The following is a 17,289-nucleotide window of genomic DNA, read 5'->3' as shown; positions in this document are numbered from 1 at the left end:
TCTATTATAGTGTTAATTTATTTTCTCCTTGCTCCTTAAAGCTTGCATACCATTCTAATAAACCTGATATTGATAAGATTAATTGAATAGCAACTAAAATTAACATTACATAGTATCCATTTAGTATATATATAATTATAAATAATATGTTACTTAATATCCATAAAATCCAATTTTCATATAACTTTTTACTTAACCAATATTGGGCTACTAATCCAAGTACTGCAGTTAAACTATCTAGAATTGCATTTTGAGCATGTAATATATTTATTTCTACATATCCCCAAACTGCCCAAGCTGCCAATATAATTATAGTCCATAATATCTGTCCCTTTTTAGTTAACCCTGATGTTACTACATTGTCCTCTTGATCTGAATTTTTAACCCAATAGTACCAACCAAATATGTTGAATCCAACTTGGAAACATGCTAACACAGCTAATGCATATAATCCAGTATTGTAATATATGTATAAATATGCTACTACTGTTATTATCCCAAATATAAAATTGGACACTTTTTCTCTAGATAATAACCAAACATTTATTATTCCTATTACTGAAGCAAAAATTTCTATAATACTTGAGTTTATTGAAAATCCCACTAATAAACATATAGCACATGCTACTACAACGAATATTGGGCTACAAGTATATGAAGTGAATTTTTTCATTAATTCCATAAATAATATCCTCCTAAATTTAAAATATTTCTCTTAAAAATTCTTTATAATCATTTGTTCTTGATAGCAAAATACTAAATATTTTTTATCTAATATCTCTTTAAAAATTCTTTTACTATACTTGTACACTTCTCTGTAATACTCTGGAAATTTACCATAGCTTCTTCATGAGTTATTTCAGCTTCTGAATAAGCGGCAGCTAAACAAGGTACACCAGAAAAACCTAATACTTTTATTCCACAATGATTAGCTACTATAACTTCTGGAACTGTAGACATTCCTACTACATCTGCTCCTAAGGATGCAGCCATTAAGGTTTCCACTGCTGTTTCATAACTTGGACCTGAAAACATTGCATATACTCCCTCTTTTAAATTTATATCTAAATCTTTAGCAATATTTTTAACTTCTTCTCTTAAATCTTTGTCATAAGGATAAGCTAAGTCTGGAAATCTTTCACCAAACTCTAATAAATTCTCTCCTCTCAAAGGATTATCTCCAGTGAAGTTTATATGATTTCTTATTACAACTAAATCTCCAGCTTCAATAGATTCTTTAGCCTGTCCTGAACAATTAGTTACTACAAGAGTTTCAACTCCTAAAAGTTTCATTACTCTAATAGGTAATGTTATCCTTTGCATTGAGTGCCCCTCATAATAATGGCATCTTCCTTTCATAGCAATAACTTCTCTACCATGTAACTTTCCAATTATTAAAGTTCCTTCATGCCCAGCAATAGTAGGTACTGGGAAATTAGGTATATCCATATATCTATAATATTCTGCCTCTTCTATTTCATTTGCCAAATCTCCTAATCCAGTTCCTAAAACTAAGCCTATTTTAGGAGAATATTTACTTTTAGATTTTATATATTCATAAGCTTCTTTAATTTCTTTTGATAAGTTCATTTTAAATTCTCCTCTCAATGTATTTCTTACAAGCTTATTATCAAATATTAAGTAAATGTTTTCAAGGACATTTGTCCAAGACTTTCATATAGGTTTTATACTAAAAAATATACCTTTCAAACTAAAAGTATTTTTAAATTAATAAAAAATCCTTAGAAATAAGAGATATTTCTTTTTTTCTTATACTTATTTTAAAATTTCTTAATACAAAGTAAAATCCTTACATATACTTCCATTAAAAATAATTTAAAAATAAAATAAATTTATTATAGCGAACAATATAAACTATTGATATTTGAATTTTTCGTGATATAATAAGTGTATTAAATTTTAACTCGTATATAATCGGTAATATGGTCCGAAAGTTTCTACCTGCTAACCGTAAAATAGCAGACTACGAGGAGTTGTACTATAAATTCTAGTAATTCTAGTTTTAAAGCAACACCTCTAAAAAGGTGTTGTTTTTTTATTAAGTATAACTTCCTAAAAGTTATAAGAAACCTTTCTTTATATGAGTTTTAAGATTTAAAGTATATTATTCCAATAAAAAATTCTCTTAAAATACTTTTAATAGAACTCATATTTTTTATTTTAAAACTTATAGGGAATTTTTATTTTGGATATAAATTTAAATCTTAATATGTAAATTCTAAAAAACTATAAGGAGATGAAATTATGGAAAAGCAAAACTTAAAAAACACGGAAGTTAACTTAATCTATGGAGTAGATGATGATTTAGATTTGCCCAAAAAAGTTCTCTTTGGACTTCAACATATATTTGCTGCTTTTGGTGGAATTATAGTAGTACCCTTAGTTATTGCAACTTCTCTTGGCTTTGATAGTAAAGTAACAACAGCCTTAATAAGTGCTTCTATACTTGGTTCTGGACTAGCTACCATTATTCAAGCTAAAGGAGTTGGAAAAGTTGGAGCAAGAGTTGCCTGTATTATGGGTACTGATTTTACCTTTGTATCCCCTGCAATTTCAGTTGGTTCAGTTCTTGGATTACCTGGAATAATTGGAGCTACAATACTCGGATCTTTATTTGAAGTTATTTTAAGTTTCTTTATAAAACCTTTAATGAAATTTTTCCCACCACTTGTTACAGGTACCGTAGTTGCCTTAATAGGATTAACTCTACTTCCTGTATCAATTGATTGGGCCGCAGGTGGTGCTGGTTCAGCTAATTATGCTAGTTTAGAAAACTTAGCTGTGGCTATGTTTGTATTAGTAATAACTCTTTTACTTAATAACTACGGAAAAGGTATGATTAGTAGCGCCTCAATACTTATAGGTATAGTTGTAGGATATATAGTTTGTATTCCTCTTGGACTAGTTGACTTTACTCCTGTAAAGGAAGCAAGTTGGCTATCATTCCCTAAGATCCTTGAATTCGGAGTAACTTTTGATGCTAAAGCAGTTATGGCCTTTATACCTGCTTACTTTGTAGCCACAATAGGAACTGTAGGATGTTTAAAGGCTATTGGAGAGACATCTAATATTGATATTGGTGATAAAAGAGTGGCTGCTGGAGTATTATCTGATGGTGTAGGAAGTGCCTTAGGTGGACTAGTAGGTTCTTGTCCTAATACTTCTTTTAGTCAAAATATAGGTATTATTTCTCTAACTAAGGTAGCTAGCCGTCATGTGGCTGTAATGGCTGGGATACTATTAGTTATCCTTGGATTCTTACCTAAAGTGGCTGCCATAATAACAGGGATACCAAATCCAGTTCTAGGTGGCGTAGGTATAATGATGTTTGGAACAGTTGCGGCAGCTGGTATTAGAACACTAAGTAATATAAAACTTACAGAGCGTAATCTTTTAATAATAGCTATTTCTATGGGACTTGGACTAGGAGTTACATTTAGACCTGATGTAATTCATAACCTTCCAGAAGCAATTAGAATGATCTTCTCTTCTGGAATCTCAACTGGAACAATAGCTGCCCTAATCCTAAATGCAGTATTAAAAGAAAGTCCAACATCAATGGAATTTGAAAATATGTATGATGAAGAAACAAAGGCTAGTTAAAAAGTTTTAAAGTTAATAAATATAATAATCTTAACTATTCACTATTAATAAATAAAATCTAATTAAAACTAAATATATTTTTATTACATAATATACAAATAAAACTTATAAATAAATTCCGAGAATTACTGAATTTCGCTAAGAATTTATAGCAATTACTCCGAAGATTTTACTAAAGCGAAAAACTCCCTTCGGTCAAACAGTTTCGCTTCTTAAGGTAAAATCTTCTACGTAATAGCTTAAATTCTAAAGCTCATTCAGATATTCTCTTCATATTATTTATAAGTTTTATTTTAGTTTTAATATAAACAAGTTTTTAATCTATATATCTAAAGTTTTTCATGCTTATGTCTAATACTTTAAAGGAATGGGTAACTGACCCTGTTGATATAAAATCAACTCCTGTTTCAGCTATTTCCATAATGTTATCTAAGGTTACATTTCCTGAAGCTTCTACCTCTGCTCTATTGTCTATTAACTTTACAGCTTCTTTTAAGGTTTTTATGTCCATATTATCTAACATTATTATATCTGCCTTTGCTTCTAAAGCCTCATTTAATTGCTCAATGCTTTCAACTTCAACTTCTATTTTTCTAACAAAAGGAGAATTTTTTCTTGCTAGGGAAACTGCATTCTTTATTCCACCTGCTGCCTCTATGTGATTATCCTTTATCATAACCCCATCATTTAATCCAAATCTATGGTTAGTTCCTCCCCCAACCTTCACTGCATATTTCTCAAAAATCCTCATATTAGGAGTAGTTTTTCTTGTGTCTAAAAGCTTAACTTTTGTTCCTTCTAATCTTTCAACAAATTCTCTAGTAAGGGTTGCTATTCCACACATTCTTTGCATATAGTTTAAAGCTACCCTTTCTCCCATAAGAATTTTTTTTGCATCTCCAGAAACCTGACCAAAGTGCTGCCCTTTTTCAACTTCCTCTCCATCATTTACTGAAAAATCAACTTCTACATCTCCTAAAATCTTAAAGACCATTTTGAAAACTTCTGTACCTGCTATTACCCCTTTTTCCTTAGCTATAATATCAACCTTAGCTATTTTATGATCTAATACTACTGACTCTGTTGTTATATCTCCATATTGTAAATCCTCATTAAGAGCTCTTTTTACATTCTCCTCCACAAGTAACCAATTCATCCTTAATATCTCCTCTCAGCCTACAGATTTCATCAATTAATATTTTCCTGTTTAACAATCTGTATTTATCTAAATCTTCACATTCTCTCTCTTCTATAATAAGCTCTAAATTATCTATATAACTATTAATTTCTAAGGCCCCTCTTCTTGAAAAGACTAAAGCTTCTAATAAAGAATTACTAGCAAGTCTGTTAGCACCATGAACTCCTGTGCAGCTTGTCTCACCAAAAGCATATAAATTTTCCATAGAAGTTTTTCCATTTAAATCAACCTTAATTCCTCCCATGAAATAATGCTGGGCTGGGGCTACAGGTATTGGCTCCTTACTTATATCAATTCCTTCCTCTAAGCACTTATTGTATATGTTAGGGAACCTATTTTGTAAAAAACTCTTTTCCATAAAGGACACATCTAAAAACACATTATTAGAATTTGTTTTTTTCATTTCTTCATATATTTTTTTAGAAACTATATCCCTTGGTAATAACTCATCTACAAATCTTTCTCCATTACAGTTTATGAGTTTTCCTCCTTCTCCCCTAACAGATTCAGAAATTAAAAATCTTTTTTCCTCTGACTTTTTTGAGAAAAATGCAGTAGGGTGAATTTGTATATAAGAAAGGTCCTTAATTTCTATATTATTTCTAATTGCAACCCCTATGCTATCTCCAGTTATGATTCTTTCATTAGTAGATTTTTTGAATAAACCACCAATTCCACCTGTGGCTAAAATCACAACTTTAGCATAAATACTTAAAGTCTCTCCATCTTTATTAAATAAAGCTCCTATACATCTATTATCCCTATGATATATATCAACCATTTCACAATCTTCTATTATTTTTATATTTTTTCTTCTTTTAACATTTTCTAAAAGAATATCTTCAACATGCTTTCCAGTGATGTCTTTGTGATAAACAATTCTATTTATTTCATGTGCCCCTTCTTTTGTAAAAAGAACTCCATTTTCATCCTTTTCAAAATTAGCCCCTAAATCAATAAGTTTATTTATATTATCCATTGATTCTTCAACTAAAACCCTAACAGAATCAATGTTATTTTCATACTTTCCAGCTTTTAAAGTATCTTCAATGAATGACTGGAAATCTTCTTTTCCTCTAGCTACTGCAATCCCCCCCTGAGCTAGGGAAGAATTGCATAAATTAACTGACTTTTTTGAAACCATAATTATTTCTAAATCTTCTCTTAAGTTTAATGAGGCATATAGTCCTGCTACCCCACTTCCAACTATTAATACATCAGCTACCCTTTTCATAGTTTTAGCCCCCAAGTTTATGCATATTTTTTAATGAATTATATGCCTTTAATCTTAAATCCTCATCTATTTCAATTTTATTTTCCATTTTTAAAAGACTTTCATAAAGATCCTTTAAGGTAGTCATTTTCATATTTCTACAAACCATCTTTCCATATGGAATATAAAATTCTTTTTCCTCTCCATTTTTTCTCAACTGATGAAGTACCCCTTCTTCTGTTATTATAATAAATTTTTTATTTGAAGAATTATTTACAAAATTTATTATTTCACTAGTACTTCCTATGAAATCAGAAATATCTCTTATCTCCTTACTACACTCTGGATGAGCTACTGTTAAAATTCCTTCATGCTCACTTTTTAATCTTAAAATTTCTTCTTTTTGAATAGCTTCATGAACTATGCAAAAGCCATTCCATAATATAAACTTTTTATCCGGTGTTTTTTCCTGAATATAAGACCCTAAATTTCTATCAGGTAAAAATATAATTTCTTTTTCTTCTAAATTATTTATTATGTTCTCAGCATTAGATGAAGTACAGCAAACATCAGATAATGCTTTTACTTCAGTTGAAGAATTTATATAGCAAACAACCTTGGCATTTGGATGTTCCTCTTTCAATTTAGCTAGTCCATCTGCTGTAGCCATGTCTGCCATAACACAGCCTGCTTCCATAACTGGTAATATAACCGTTTTTTCTGGTGAAAGTATCTTTGCACTTTCTGCCATAAATTTAACCCCACAAAAAACTATTATATTTTCTTCACAATCCTTTGCTATTTTACTTAAGTAATATGAATCGCCTACATAATCAGCAATTTCCTGTATTTCAGGAATTTGATAATAATGTGCTAATATGATAGCCCCCTTCTCTTTTTTTAACTTTAATATTTCATTCCTTATATCCATTTTGTCTCCCTCAATTTATGTATTTTAATTTATAATATCACCATATTTATACAATTTCAATAAAATACGAATATTCATTAACATTATATATATATTGTTTTCATTTTGTTAATTATAATAAAAAAGACTGTATAAAAACACCTTAAAAATAAAGAAGCTATACCAAAATAATTTTTGATAAAACTTACAAACATTATAAAAACAATATTTAATAATTCTCCAAATATGTTTGTAAGTTTTATTATTATATTTGATACAGGCAATTTATTTCTTAGTTCTTATACAATCCTTATAAATAAACTTAAATTATTTATTATAATGCTTTATTAAAGCTTGAGTTCCTAAGTCCCCGAAACCTTCTCTTTCTAGATCCTCATAATTCTCTAAAACTTTACTTAAAATATCTAAATTCACATTATCAGCTAAAGCTTCCTCCTTAGCTAATTTCATATCTTTGATGAAATGTTTTATAAAGAATCCTGGTGCAAAATCCTCCTCTAAAATTTTAGGAGATACTAATTCTAGTTGCTTACTTCCAGCAGCTCCAGTAGATACTGAATCAAGCATTTTTTTCACATCTAATCCTTTATCCTTGGCATATGCCATAGCTTCACAAACCCCTGATATAGCCCCTGCTATCATTATTTGATTTGCTAACTTAGTATGTTGACCAAAGCCAGCTTTTCCCTCATAGTGAATATTAGTTCCCATTGCTTGAAAAATAGGTAAACAAGCTTTATAATCCTCTTCTTCTCCTCCAACTAAAATAGTTAAAGTCCCATTTTTAGCTCCAATATCTCCACCTGTAACGGGAGCATCTAAGGCTTTTAACCCTTTTTCTTTTGCTTTTTCAAATATTTCAACTGCTAACTTTGGACTTGATGTTGTCATATCAATAACATAAGTTCCTTCTTTAACATTTTCAAGTATTCCATTTTCTTCAAAATAAACTTCTTCAACATCCTTTGGAAAACCTACTATGGTTATTACTGCATCACATCCAGAAACACACTCTTTTATAGTGGGATAAAAATTTGCTCCTTCTGAAATTACATCTAAAACTTTTTCTTTATTTCTAGCAAAAATAGAAACCTCAAAGTAATTTTTCATAAGGTTACGAACCATTGATTTTCCCATTATTCCTACACCAATAAAACCTATTTTCTTCATAAACTCTTTCCTCCTAATATTAAATCCACTTAATTTAGCTATAAAAACTTTATCTATACCATAACAACCTGCATTTAGTCTTTCATAGTAAAATAAATAATTATATTTATTCTAGACCTAAGAGCGTGTATCTAAATAACTTTTTATACAGCTTACAAACAGTATGAAGAGAATATCTAGATGAACTTTAGAATTTAAATTATTACGCAGAAGATATCACGTTAAAAAGCTGAGACTGTTTGAAGCGTAGCAAGTTTCGAAGCTTTAGTGATATCTTCGAAGTAATGATTATTTAAATGACTCCAATGTAACTAAAGTTCCATTGGATAAGTTCAAGTTTCCAAATTAAAATTTGGACTTTCACTTAAAATCTAGTAATTCTCGGAATATGTTTGTAAGCTGTATTATTATATTTCCATACAGCCTATTTCTCTTAAGATTTCAATAAAAACATCTTTAATTAGACTTTATTTATCAAATAAGCCTCCACCATTGTTGCTCTTTCTTCCCCCTTGAGCAAAGCCAATAGTTTTTTGAGCTCTAACATTAGCTTTAGTATTCTTCCCTTTATTCTTTTTTTCTTCTATTAGTTTTTTCATCATTTCCATGTTCTTGTTCATTAAAAACTTCTCCTTTTAATTTCATAATATATAATAAATTTTAATATATTCTTTAAAAGAAATCATCCTAGTTTAAATAGATATGTTGCATATTTTAAACAAAACTTAATTTTTAAATTATCTATTATTTAATCTTAACATTCACTATTTCAGGTCTATTAAATAATCTTGTTATTTTAGTACTGTTTCCAAGACCTCTACTAATAATAAGTTTATTTTTATTTCCATGCATTCCTTCAGTGTATTTAGGAAAGATTCCTTGTCCAGGTGCAATTAATCCTCTTTTTACTATAGGAATTCTAAATTGACCTCCATGTGCATGACCAGAAAACATTATATGAAAATCATATTTTAAATATTCAGCCTCAAAGAGTTCTGGATAATGACTTAAAACAATTTTTAATCCCTCTAAGCCTTCTAATCTTTTAAAAAGTTTATGAGAATCCTCATATGCATAGCTTCCATTAATTTTTTTAAGTGAAGAATGTAAATCTCCCTTTGGCTTTTCAAACATACCTAAAATATTCACTTTAACTCCATTTAAACTTAAAGTTATAATTTCATTTCTTAAAACTATAACTCCCTTTGACTTTAAACTTTCAAAAATATATTCAGCTTTTTTGCACCTCTGTTCATTGTTTCCTGAGATATAAACAACTTTAACACACTTACTTAAGTCACTTAAAAAATCTATTACACCCTCCATATTTTTAAGACTTGAATCTATCATATCTCCAGTGGCAACAACTAAGTCTGGCTTCTCCTTTAATATTGACCTTTTAAGTTTTTCATTATTTTTTCCAAACTCTTTTCCATGAAGATCTGATAAATGAACCACATTTATATCTTTCCCAATTCCACAATCAACTTCATAATTAGTTGTACTTATTCCATTGTTTTCATAATAAAAAAATCCTGTTACTAAGGTTATACCTAATGCGCCTAATAAAATCTCCATAATATCACACCTATACTCTTAATTAATTTCAGAATAATATTTTTATTTATCTTATTAATTTTTATTAAATTTGGCTCTTTATTATTTTTAATTTATAAAATTCTAAGGTTTTATATACTTATAATCTTATAAAATATTTTTATTCTATCACAAATAATTACTTAAGTCTTTAAATATATTTTAGTTAAAATAAGCATAAAATTTTTTCATATAAATACAAATAAATTTATAAACCTTGTATACATTAAATTCATTATTTGTTAATATTTTAAAGTTTAACTCACTTTTATACACAACTAAAAAAATTTCATATGAAAACTTTTAAATACTATAAATGTTAAATTTGTAACAAATATTTAAAGTGCTATAATTTTACATAATGAAAGGTAAATTATTATTTGGCCAAATAATATATTTTTATTCTAAAAATTTAATAGTTAAATTTATATTGTTTAGGAGTGATTTAAATGAATAAAAATCTTGAAGCAAACAGAAACAGGACTCTTTCTGAAGGAATACATAAAAATATAAAGGTAAGAGCACCTAAAATTGATAAAACAGCTATAAGTCCTTATGATCGTTATTGTGATGGCTACGGAATGCCAGGGGCTTATGGTAATGGATATGTATCAGTTCTTAAGGTTTCCGTTGGTACAGTTAAAAAGACTGACGATATATTACTAGATGGTATAGTTTCTTATGATAGAGCTGAAATAAATGATGCTTATGTTGGACAAATTAATATGCTTACAGCTTCATCATTCTGTGGGGTTGCAGGTCAAGTTTGGGGACATGATTTAGCAACACATGATTCAATTGCTAATGATGAAATCAAACCTTTATATGAATTAAAACAATTTGATGGAACTCCACTTAAAGTTTATGATGCTAAACCTTTATTAGAAGCTGGTATAGAACTTTTCGGTACAGAAAAAAATAGACGTTTTACAACTGCTCCAGGTGCCCATGTAATATGTGCAAATAAGAGTGCTACAGCTTATAGACCAAAGGAAAATAGACCTTTAAAAGAAGGAGAAGCTTATGGTGTATGGTCATTTATAGCCTTATCACTATCAAATGATAGAGATCACTGTGCTGATTTATTCATAGAAGATGCAGGACTTTGGACAAAAAATGATAATCCAGAAGACTTAAAGAAATTCCTAGAAGATCATAGAAAAGCTGTAACTTGGTCAGTAGTTGAATGCGGTAGAGATTCTCATGTTGTTTTTGAAAGAACTTACATAGGTTTTGCTTATGTAATAATGAAACCTGGTGAAATTGGAAACGCTTTAACTTGCGCTCCTTATGTAACCTTAGCAAGAGATGCTGTTCCTTCTGAAGGTTTCCCAAGTTTAAATAGAATTTCTCTTTCTCAATGGTTAGATGATATGAATTTTGATTCTTTAGTTAATCCTAGTAAAAAATAATCAATAATAATTTCTTAAAACAAAATTATTCTAGGAGGAGTTATTATGAATGATAATAAAAAATTAGGTGTAATTGCTCTTGCTGGGGTAGTAATTAGTGCTATGCTGGGTGGAGGTGTTTATAACCTTCCCCAAAACATGGCCCAATCCGCTTCTGCAGGTGCAATATTAATATCTTGGATAATAACTGGGATAGGAATTTGGTTCATAGCTAACACCTTTAGAATCCTTGCTGCTGCAAGACCTGATGCCACAACAGGTATATATACCTATGGTGAACTTGGTTTTGGGAAATTTACAGGATTTTTAATGGCCTGGGGATATTGGATATGTAACTCTTTTGCAAATGTTGGCTATGCCGTACTTTTAATGGATTCACTAAACTACTTTTTCCCACCTTACTTTAAAGGGGGTAATAACTGGCTTTCAATAGCATGTGGATCTCTTGTCCTTTGGATTATATTCTTTATAGTATTGGCTGGTGTTAAACAAGCAAGTGCTTTAAATGTAATAGGAACAATAGGAAAATTATTACCTTTAGCAATTTTCTTACTAGTTTTATTATTCTCATTTAGATTTTCTACATTCTTTACTGACTTCTGGGGATTAAAAACAGTTGCAAAAGTTCATGATACAAACTTAGGAGGAATATTGCCTCAAGTAAAAAGCACAATGCTTGTAACCTTATGGGTATTTACTGGTATTGAAGGTGCCGTTGTTGTTTCTGGAAGAGCTAAATCTCAAAAAGATGTTAGTAAAGCAACATTTTTAGGATTTATTACTTGTCTTTTAATTTATACACTACTTTCATTATTACCACTTGGTGTATATTCACAAGGAGAAATTTCTAAAATGGCTCCACCATCAACAGCTGCAGTATTAATGGATTTAATAGGAAACTGGGGAAGTGTAATAATGAACCTTGGTGTAATTATAGCAATATTAAGTTCTTGGCTTATTTGGACTGTAATGCTTTCAGAATTACCTTTTGCAGCAGCCCAAAGCGGAACATTTCCAAAAATATTTGCTAAAGAAAATAAAAATGAATCACCTTCATTTTCTTTATTAGCATCAACAATCATTATGCAAATAATATTAATACTTGTTCACTTTGCAGGTAATGCATGGAATATGATGCTTAGTATAACAAGTGTTATGGCACTTCCTTGTTATCTTGTTTCTACCTTATATTTATTTAAGATAACATATAAAAACGAAAACTATCCAACAGATATATTTGCCAAAAGAAAATATGCAATGATTACTGCCATATTAGGATCAATTTATGGTGTTTGGTTAATTTACGCTGCTGGAATCAACTATATGCTTATAGCTATAGTTATATATGCTTTAGGAATTCCTGTATTCATAAAAGCTAGACGTGAAACTAGTCCTAATGAAAAAGAATTTACTAAAGTTGAACGTTACTTTGCAATAGTTTTGATAATACTTGCCTTAATAGGCTTAGTATATTTATTTAAATTTATGTAAACTACTCACATATCAAAACCCTATCCAAAATTTAAAAGACTTTGGTCCATTTTGAGATATTGATTTATTAATCAAGCTTCAAAATTCACCAAAGTCTTTTTTAACCTTCTTACATTTATAAAAAAGTGATTTGTAAAAATAACTTTTAATAAACCTTACAAACATATTTAGAGAATTACTAGATTTTAAGTGAAAGCCCAAATTTTTAATTTGGAATCTTGAACTTATGCAATCGAACTTTGTGAGATTGTATTCCAAAGAAATTAACAGTCTCAGCTTTTTAACGTAATATCTTCTCCATAATAATTTAAATTCTAAAGCTCATCTAGATATTCTCTTCATATTATTTGTAAGGTTTATTATCTTTATAAGAAAAGCTATATCAAATATAAAATTTGATATAGCTTTCAGATATTCTTACAAATTATTAAACTAATTTATTTAGAACTGATTCACCAATTGTTCCTTCTGGCATTTTTAATCCAAAGTTATCAGCAATTGTTGCTCCAATAGTTGCAAATGTTTTTGGAGTTTCTAATTGTCCATGACCTTTCATTGATGGTGAATAAGCTAAGAATGGTACATACTCACGAGTGTGATCTGTTCCAGTGTATGTTGGGTCATTACCATGGTCAGCTGTTATTATTAATAAATCATCTTCATGTAACTTTTCTAATACTTTTCCTAAGTTAACATCGAATTTTTCTAATTCTTCTGCATAACCTTGAGGATTTCTTCTATGTCCCCATAAAGCATCAAAGTCAACTAAGTTAACAAAGCAGAATCCAGTAAAGTCTCTATCCATTATTTCTAATGTTTGTTCCATACCGTGAACTGAACTCTTAGATTTATTTCCTTCTGTTATTCCTTCTCCATCAAATATATCTTTTATTTTACCAACTGAAATAACATCAAAGTTGTTATCTTTTAATTCATTAAGAACTGTTCTTCCATATGGTTTAAGAGCATAGTCATGTCTATTGCTTGTTCTCTTGAATTCACCTTTTTTAGTTCCTAAGTAAGGTCTTGCTATGATTCTTCCAACTTTCCATTCATCTTTAAGAGTTAATTCTCTTGCGATTTCACAGCATCTATATAATTCTTCTAAGCCGAAAGTTTCTTCTTGACCACAAATTTGTAAAACTGAATCTGCTGATGTATAAACTATCATATCTCCAGTTGCAATTTGGTGTTCTCCTAATTCATCTAGGATTTCTGTTCCACTAGCACTCTTGTTTCCTACTATTTTATGACCAGTTCTTGCTGTTAACTCATCTAATAATTCTTGTGGGAATCCAGTATCTGTGAAAGTTTTAAATGGCTTAGTTATGTGTAAGCCCATCATTTCCCAGTGTCCTGTCATTGTATCTTTACCAACACTTGCTTCAGCCATTTTAGCTTGGTATCCTATTGGATTCTCAACTGGAGCTACGTGTTTTATTGGGTGTAAGTTTGCTATACCCATTTTTTGAAGATTAGGTATATTAAATGTGTCTACTGATTCAGCAATGTGTCCTAATGTATCAACATTAACATCTCCATATTTTTCTGAATCATTCATTGCACCTATTCCTAATGAATCTATTACTATTGTAAAAATTCTTTTATATTTGCTCATTGTTAAAACCCCCTAAGTGTATTTCCGTATCTATTATAATTTTTAAGATTTTATCTTATGCATTAAGCTTTAATTTCCCTAATAACTAGTAATTCTAAAGCTAAATCAAAAAGATTTTACTAAGAATTACTAAGCTATTAGATAAATTTATAGGTCTCTTAAGCTCCTATGCATTATTTTTCATTTTATCTTCTTTAATTAAGTTTCTTATTCCTTCTATTCCTGCTTTTATTGCAAGTTCTGTATCATGTACTTGAGGATTATCAAGTCCTTCTTTTTCTCTTTCTTGGTTAGCTATAGTTAGGAAAACAGCTCCAACTCTTACTCTTAAATAGCTTCCTACTATAAATAATGCTGCACCTTCCATTTCTGATCCTAAACATCCACATCTTTTCCATGCTTCCCATTTGTTTAATAAATCATAGCTTACAGGTTTAGTTTCTGGTGAGTGTTGTCCATAAAAAGAGTCCTTTGATTGAACTACACCAGTATGATAAGGAACTTTTAATTCTTTTGCTCCTTTAACTAAAGCGTTTATTACATCTAAGTTTGCTACTGCTGGGAATTCTATTGGAGCATATTCTCTTGAAGTACCTTCTGCTCTTATAGATCCAGTTGCTATTATAAGATCTCCACCTTTAACGTTTAAATCTATTCCTCCACAAGTCCCTACTCTGATGAAAGTGTCTGCTCCACATTTAACTAATTCTTCTAATGCTATTGCAGCTGATGGGCCACCAATACCAGTTGAGGTAACGCTTACTTTTTCTCCATCTAAATATCCAGTATATGTAACATATTCTCTTTTATCTGCTACTAACTTAGCATTGTCTAAGTATTTTGCTATTTTAGCACATCTTTTTGGATCTCCAGGCATTATTACGTATTTTCCAACTTCTCCTGGTGCTACGTCTATATGAAACTGTTTGTCTGAACCTTGTGTATAAATCATTTACATTTCCTCCTAAATCCTTGTTTCCTTATAACAATTTTAAACTTGTCTACTTAGTTGTCTATTTTATATTTATATAATACTACACTTTCTAGAAATTATCAAACGTTTACAGAAAATTTTTTAAATTATTTGTTGGTTATTAATATAAAATCTTTTATAATTTAAGTAAATAATACTTTGTCCTACCCCAACTTGTTTGTAACTTGTCTATTTTTAGGAAGGTGATTATAAATGGAAATATTAACTGTAAATAAACATAAAGAACTCTTATATGTTACCGTATACGATAAACTTTTTAAGATGATTAACGAAGGAACTTTCCCTGAAAATAGTAGACTTCCTTCTGAACCGGAACTAGCTAAAAGATTAGGTGTTAGTAGAAGTACACTTAGACAAGCTTTAGCCCTGCTTCAAGATGATGGATTAATAAAAAACATTAGAGGTAAAGGAAATTACATAATTAAAGAAAATAAAACTGATACAACAGGTTTAGAAAAAATAGGACATCCAGTATATAAGTGTTTAGATGTAGAGACAAATAATATTGAATTAGATTTTAAAATAGATCCACCCTCAGATTATTATAAAAAGATATTAGGAGATAGTTCTGTTGCAACGGTTTGTATTGATAGATGGTATTTAAATGATAATTTAGCTCTAGCTTATTCTTACACAATAATATCTATTGAGGCAATTTCAAAATTTAATATAGATCTATCAGATAAAAATAATTTATTGAAATTCATTGAAGAAGAATCTTATAAAGAATGCTCAAAGATAAAAAGTACTATTAAATTCACTACATCTGGTAACTTCGTAACTAAGCGTCGCCCAATTCCAGATGAAAGTCAATTTTATTTAATTGAGGAAGCTATATATTCTAATTCAGAACTTCCAGTTATTTTTAATAAGCATTATCTCCCAATGAAACACAGCACCATAAAAGTAAATCCTATGAAATAATATTTCATAGGATTTATTTTTATTAAAATGCTGTAAAACCACCATCTACTGGCATAAATATTCCAGTTACATTACTTGCTTCTGGTGATGATAAGAATAATATGACATCGGCAACTTCTTCTGCTCTTGCCACTCTATTTTGAGGAGAAGTAACTTTTCCTGATACTATTCCCCCTTCAATTTTAACTCCTGCCTTTTCAGCAGATTCCCTTTTATTTTTCAAAAATTCTAAAGCTTCATGATACATTGGAGTATCTGTAGTTCCTGGATTCACTGCATTTACTCTTATACCATATCTAGCATAATCCAATGCCATATTTCTAGTAAGTCCATTTAATCCATGTTTAGATGTTACATAAGCAGAATGTCCTGGAAATCCAGTTAAACCTGCAACAGAAGAAACATTAACAATAGCTCCTCCTTTATTTTGCTTTATCATCTCTTGAATTCCATAATGAGAACAATGAAATGCTATCATTATATTGCAATCTAAAACATTTCTAAACATCTCTTCACTCATCTCGTGTACTGGTGCTGGTGTTCCTGTAATTCCAGCATTATTTATTAAAATATCTAAGCCACCAAATTTTTTAATAGCAGTATCTATTACTTTCTTACAATTTTCTCCTTCTCTTAAATCACATATTAAAAACTCAACATTAGAAGTTATTTCTCTAATTTCTTTTAGAGTTTCTTTACTCATCTCTTCTTTTCTATCTGCTAAAACTAATTTAGCTCCTTCTTTAGCTGCTCTTAAAGCCACAGCCTTTCCTATTCCTCCAGCTGCTCCTGTAATAATCATTACTTTGTCACTAAATCTTCCATCAATTATTTTACTCATAAACTTCTGTTATTAAAAAATATATTTATATTTTTTAATAACAACTCACCTCCAATAAACCCATTATATTATTAAGTAATATATACTCTAATAAATCTAATGTCAACACTTCTTAAAAGGGCTTATTTACTTAGATTTGCACATTTTTATAATAATATTTGTCTCCTAACATATTTAAAAATATAACTCTTTATTAAAGTTCTTTTATTAATGAATATTTCTAATAATTAGACCAATAATAAACTTTAAAATATTTAATTATAAATTTATTAAAATG

The 17,289-nt window shown here is 29.5% G+C and carries 15 protein-coding genes and 1 riboswitch; of the genes, 4 read left to right on the top strand and 11 right to left on the bottom strand.

Annotation, left to right across the window (positions count from 1 at the left end):
- Positions 1–4 precede the first annotated feature (4 nt).
- Both pnuC and CPF_RS01940 read right to left on the bottom strand, forming a co-directional pair.
- Positions 5–682 carry a nicotinamide riboside transporter PnuC gene (gene pnuC, locus CPF_RS01945; RefSeq protein WP_011590173.1) on the bottom strand — a complete coding sequence of 226 codons (678 nt, stop codon included), beginning with the start codon at positions 680–682 and terminating at the stop codon, positions 5–7.
- An 89-nt stretch (positions 683–771) separates the two neighbouring features.
- Positions 772–1,590 (bottom strand): purine-nucleoside phosphorylase, encoded by an 819-nt coding sequence (locus CPF_RS01940; protein ID WP_011590172.1) that lies wholly within the window; start codon positions 1,588–1,590, stop codon positions 772–774.
- Between the two features lie 315 nt (positions 1,591–1,905).
- Positions 1,906–2,007: riboswitch (purine riboswitch) on the top strand.
- Between the two features lie 258 nt (positions 2,008–2,265).
- Between CPF_RS01940 and CPF_RS01935 the strand changes: the two genes are divergently transcribed.
- On the top strand, positions 2,266–3,624 hold the full coding sequence (locus CPF_RS01935) for a uracil-xanthine permease family protein (protein ID WP_003455285.1): 1,359 nt from the start codon (positions 2,266–2,268) through the stop codon (positions 3,622–3,624).
- A 316-nt stretch (positions 3,625–3,940) separates the two neighbouring features.
- Here CPF_RS01935 and nadC read toward each other — a convergent pair whose 3' ends face one another.
- The 6 genes from nadC to CPF_RS01910 all read right to left on the bottom strand — a co-directional run bounded on the left by nadC (position 3,941) and on the right by CPF_RS01910 (position 9,714).
- The gene (nadC, locus tag CPF_RS01930) at positions 3,941–4,780 is read right to left on the bottom strand and encodes a carboxylating nicotinate-nucleotide diphosphorylase (RefSeq protein WP_011590171.1); all 840 of its coding nucleotides are present in this window, start codon (positions 4,778–4,780) and stop codon (positions 3,941–3,943) included.
- Complete coding sequence (locus tag CPF_RS01925) at positions 4,737–6,056, bottom strand: L-aspartate oxidase (protein ID WP_011590170.1); 1,320 nt, start codon at positions 6,054–6,056, stop codon at positions 4,737–4,739. Before CPF_RS01925 ends, nadC begins: the two co-directional genes overlap by 44 nt.
- A 4-nt stretch (positions 6,057–6,060) precedes the next feature.
- Positions 6,061–6,966: a quinolinate synthase NadA gene (gene nadA / locus CPF_RS01920; RefSeq protein WP_004457430.1), complete on the bottom strand. Its 906-nt coding sequence runs from the start codon at positions 6,964–6,966 to the stop codon at positions 6,061–6,063.
- 306 nt (positions 6,967–7,272) lie between these two features.
- Entirely contained in the window at positions 7,273–8,136 is an 864-nt protein-coding gene (locus tag CPF_RS01915; RefSeq protein WP_011590169.1) for an NAD(P)-dependent oxidoreductase, read from the bottom strand.
- 467 nt (positions 8,137–8,603) lie between these two features.
- Complete coding sequence (locus tag CPF_RS14930) at positions 8,604–8,756, bottom strand: hypothetical protein (RefSeq protein WP_003473917.1); 153 nt, start codon at positions 8,754–8,756, stop codon at positions 8,604–8,606.
- Positions 8,757–8,880: 124 nt separating this feature from the next.
- On the bottom strand, positions 8,881–9,714 hold the full coding sequence (locus CPF_RS01910; RefSeq protein WP_011590168.1) for a metallophosphoesterase: 834 nt from the start codon (positions 9,712–9,714) through the stop codon (positions 8,881–8,883).
- Between the two features lie 467 nt (positions 9,715–10,181).
- Between CPF_RS01910 and hdcA the strand changes: the two genes are divergently transcribed.
- Positions 10,182–11,144 carry a histidine decarboxylase, pyruvoyl type gene (gene hdcA / locus CPF_RS01905; RefSeq protein WP_003450230.1) on the top strand — a complete coding sequence of 321 codons (963 nt, stop codon included), beginning with the start codon at positions 10,182–10,184 and terminating at the stop codon, positions 11,142–11,144.
- 45 nt (positions 11,145–11,189) lie between these two features.
- Positions 11,190–12,635 (top strand): basic amino acid/polyamine antiporter, encoded by a 1,446-nt coding sequence (locus CPF_RS01900; protein ID WP_003455623.1) that lies wholly within the window; start codon positions 11,190–11,192, stop codon positions 12,633–12,635.
- A 427-nt stretch (positions 12,636–13,062) separates the two neighbouring features.
- Here the strand turns inward: CPF_RS01900 and CPF_RS01895 are convergent, their stop codons facing one another.
- Together CPF_RS01895 and udp are read right to left on the bottom strand one after the other, a co-directional pair.
- The gene (locus CPF_RS01895; RefSeq protein ID WP_003450068.1) at positions 13,063–14,253 is read right to left on the bottom strand and encodes a phosphopentomutase; all 1,191 of its coding nucleotides are present in this window, start codon (positions 14,251–14,253) and stop codon (positions 13,063–13,065) included.
- A gap of 166 nt (positions 14,254–14,419) precedes the next feature.
- A complete protein-coding gene (udp, locus tag CPF_RS01890) occupies positions 14,420–15,205 on the bottom strand; it encodes a uridine phosphorylase (RefSeq protein WP_003461217.1) in 786 nt (261 codons plus the stop codon).
- 234 nt (positions 15,206–15,439) lie between these two features.
- On the opposite strand from udp, the gene CPF_RS01885 reads away from it, so the two are divergent.
- A complete protein-coding gene (locus CPF_RS01885; RefSeq protein ID WP_003471236.1) occupies positions 15,440–16,171 on the top strand; it encodes a GntR family transcriptional regulator in 732 nt (243 codons plus the stop codon).
- A gap of 22 nt (positions 16,172–16,193) precedes the next feature.
- Here the strand turns inward: CPF_RS01885 and CPF_RS01880 are convergent, their stop codons facing one another.
- Entirely contained in the window at positions 16,194–17,012 is an 819-nt protein-coding gene (locus CPF_RS01880; protein WP_003455277.1) for an SDR family NAD(P)-dependent oxidoreductase, read from the bottom strand.
- Positions 17,013–17,289: the final 277 nt, after the last annotated feature.

This window comes from Clostridium perfringens ATCC 13124, assembly GCF_000013285.1.
Classification (GTDB): Bacteria; Bacillota; Clostridia; order Clostridiales; family Clostridiaceae; genus Sarcina; species Sarcina perfringens.
This window is presented reverse-complemented; position numbering and strand designations above follow the sequence as displayed.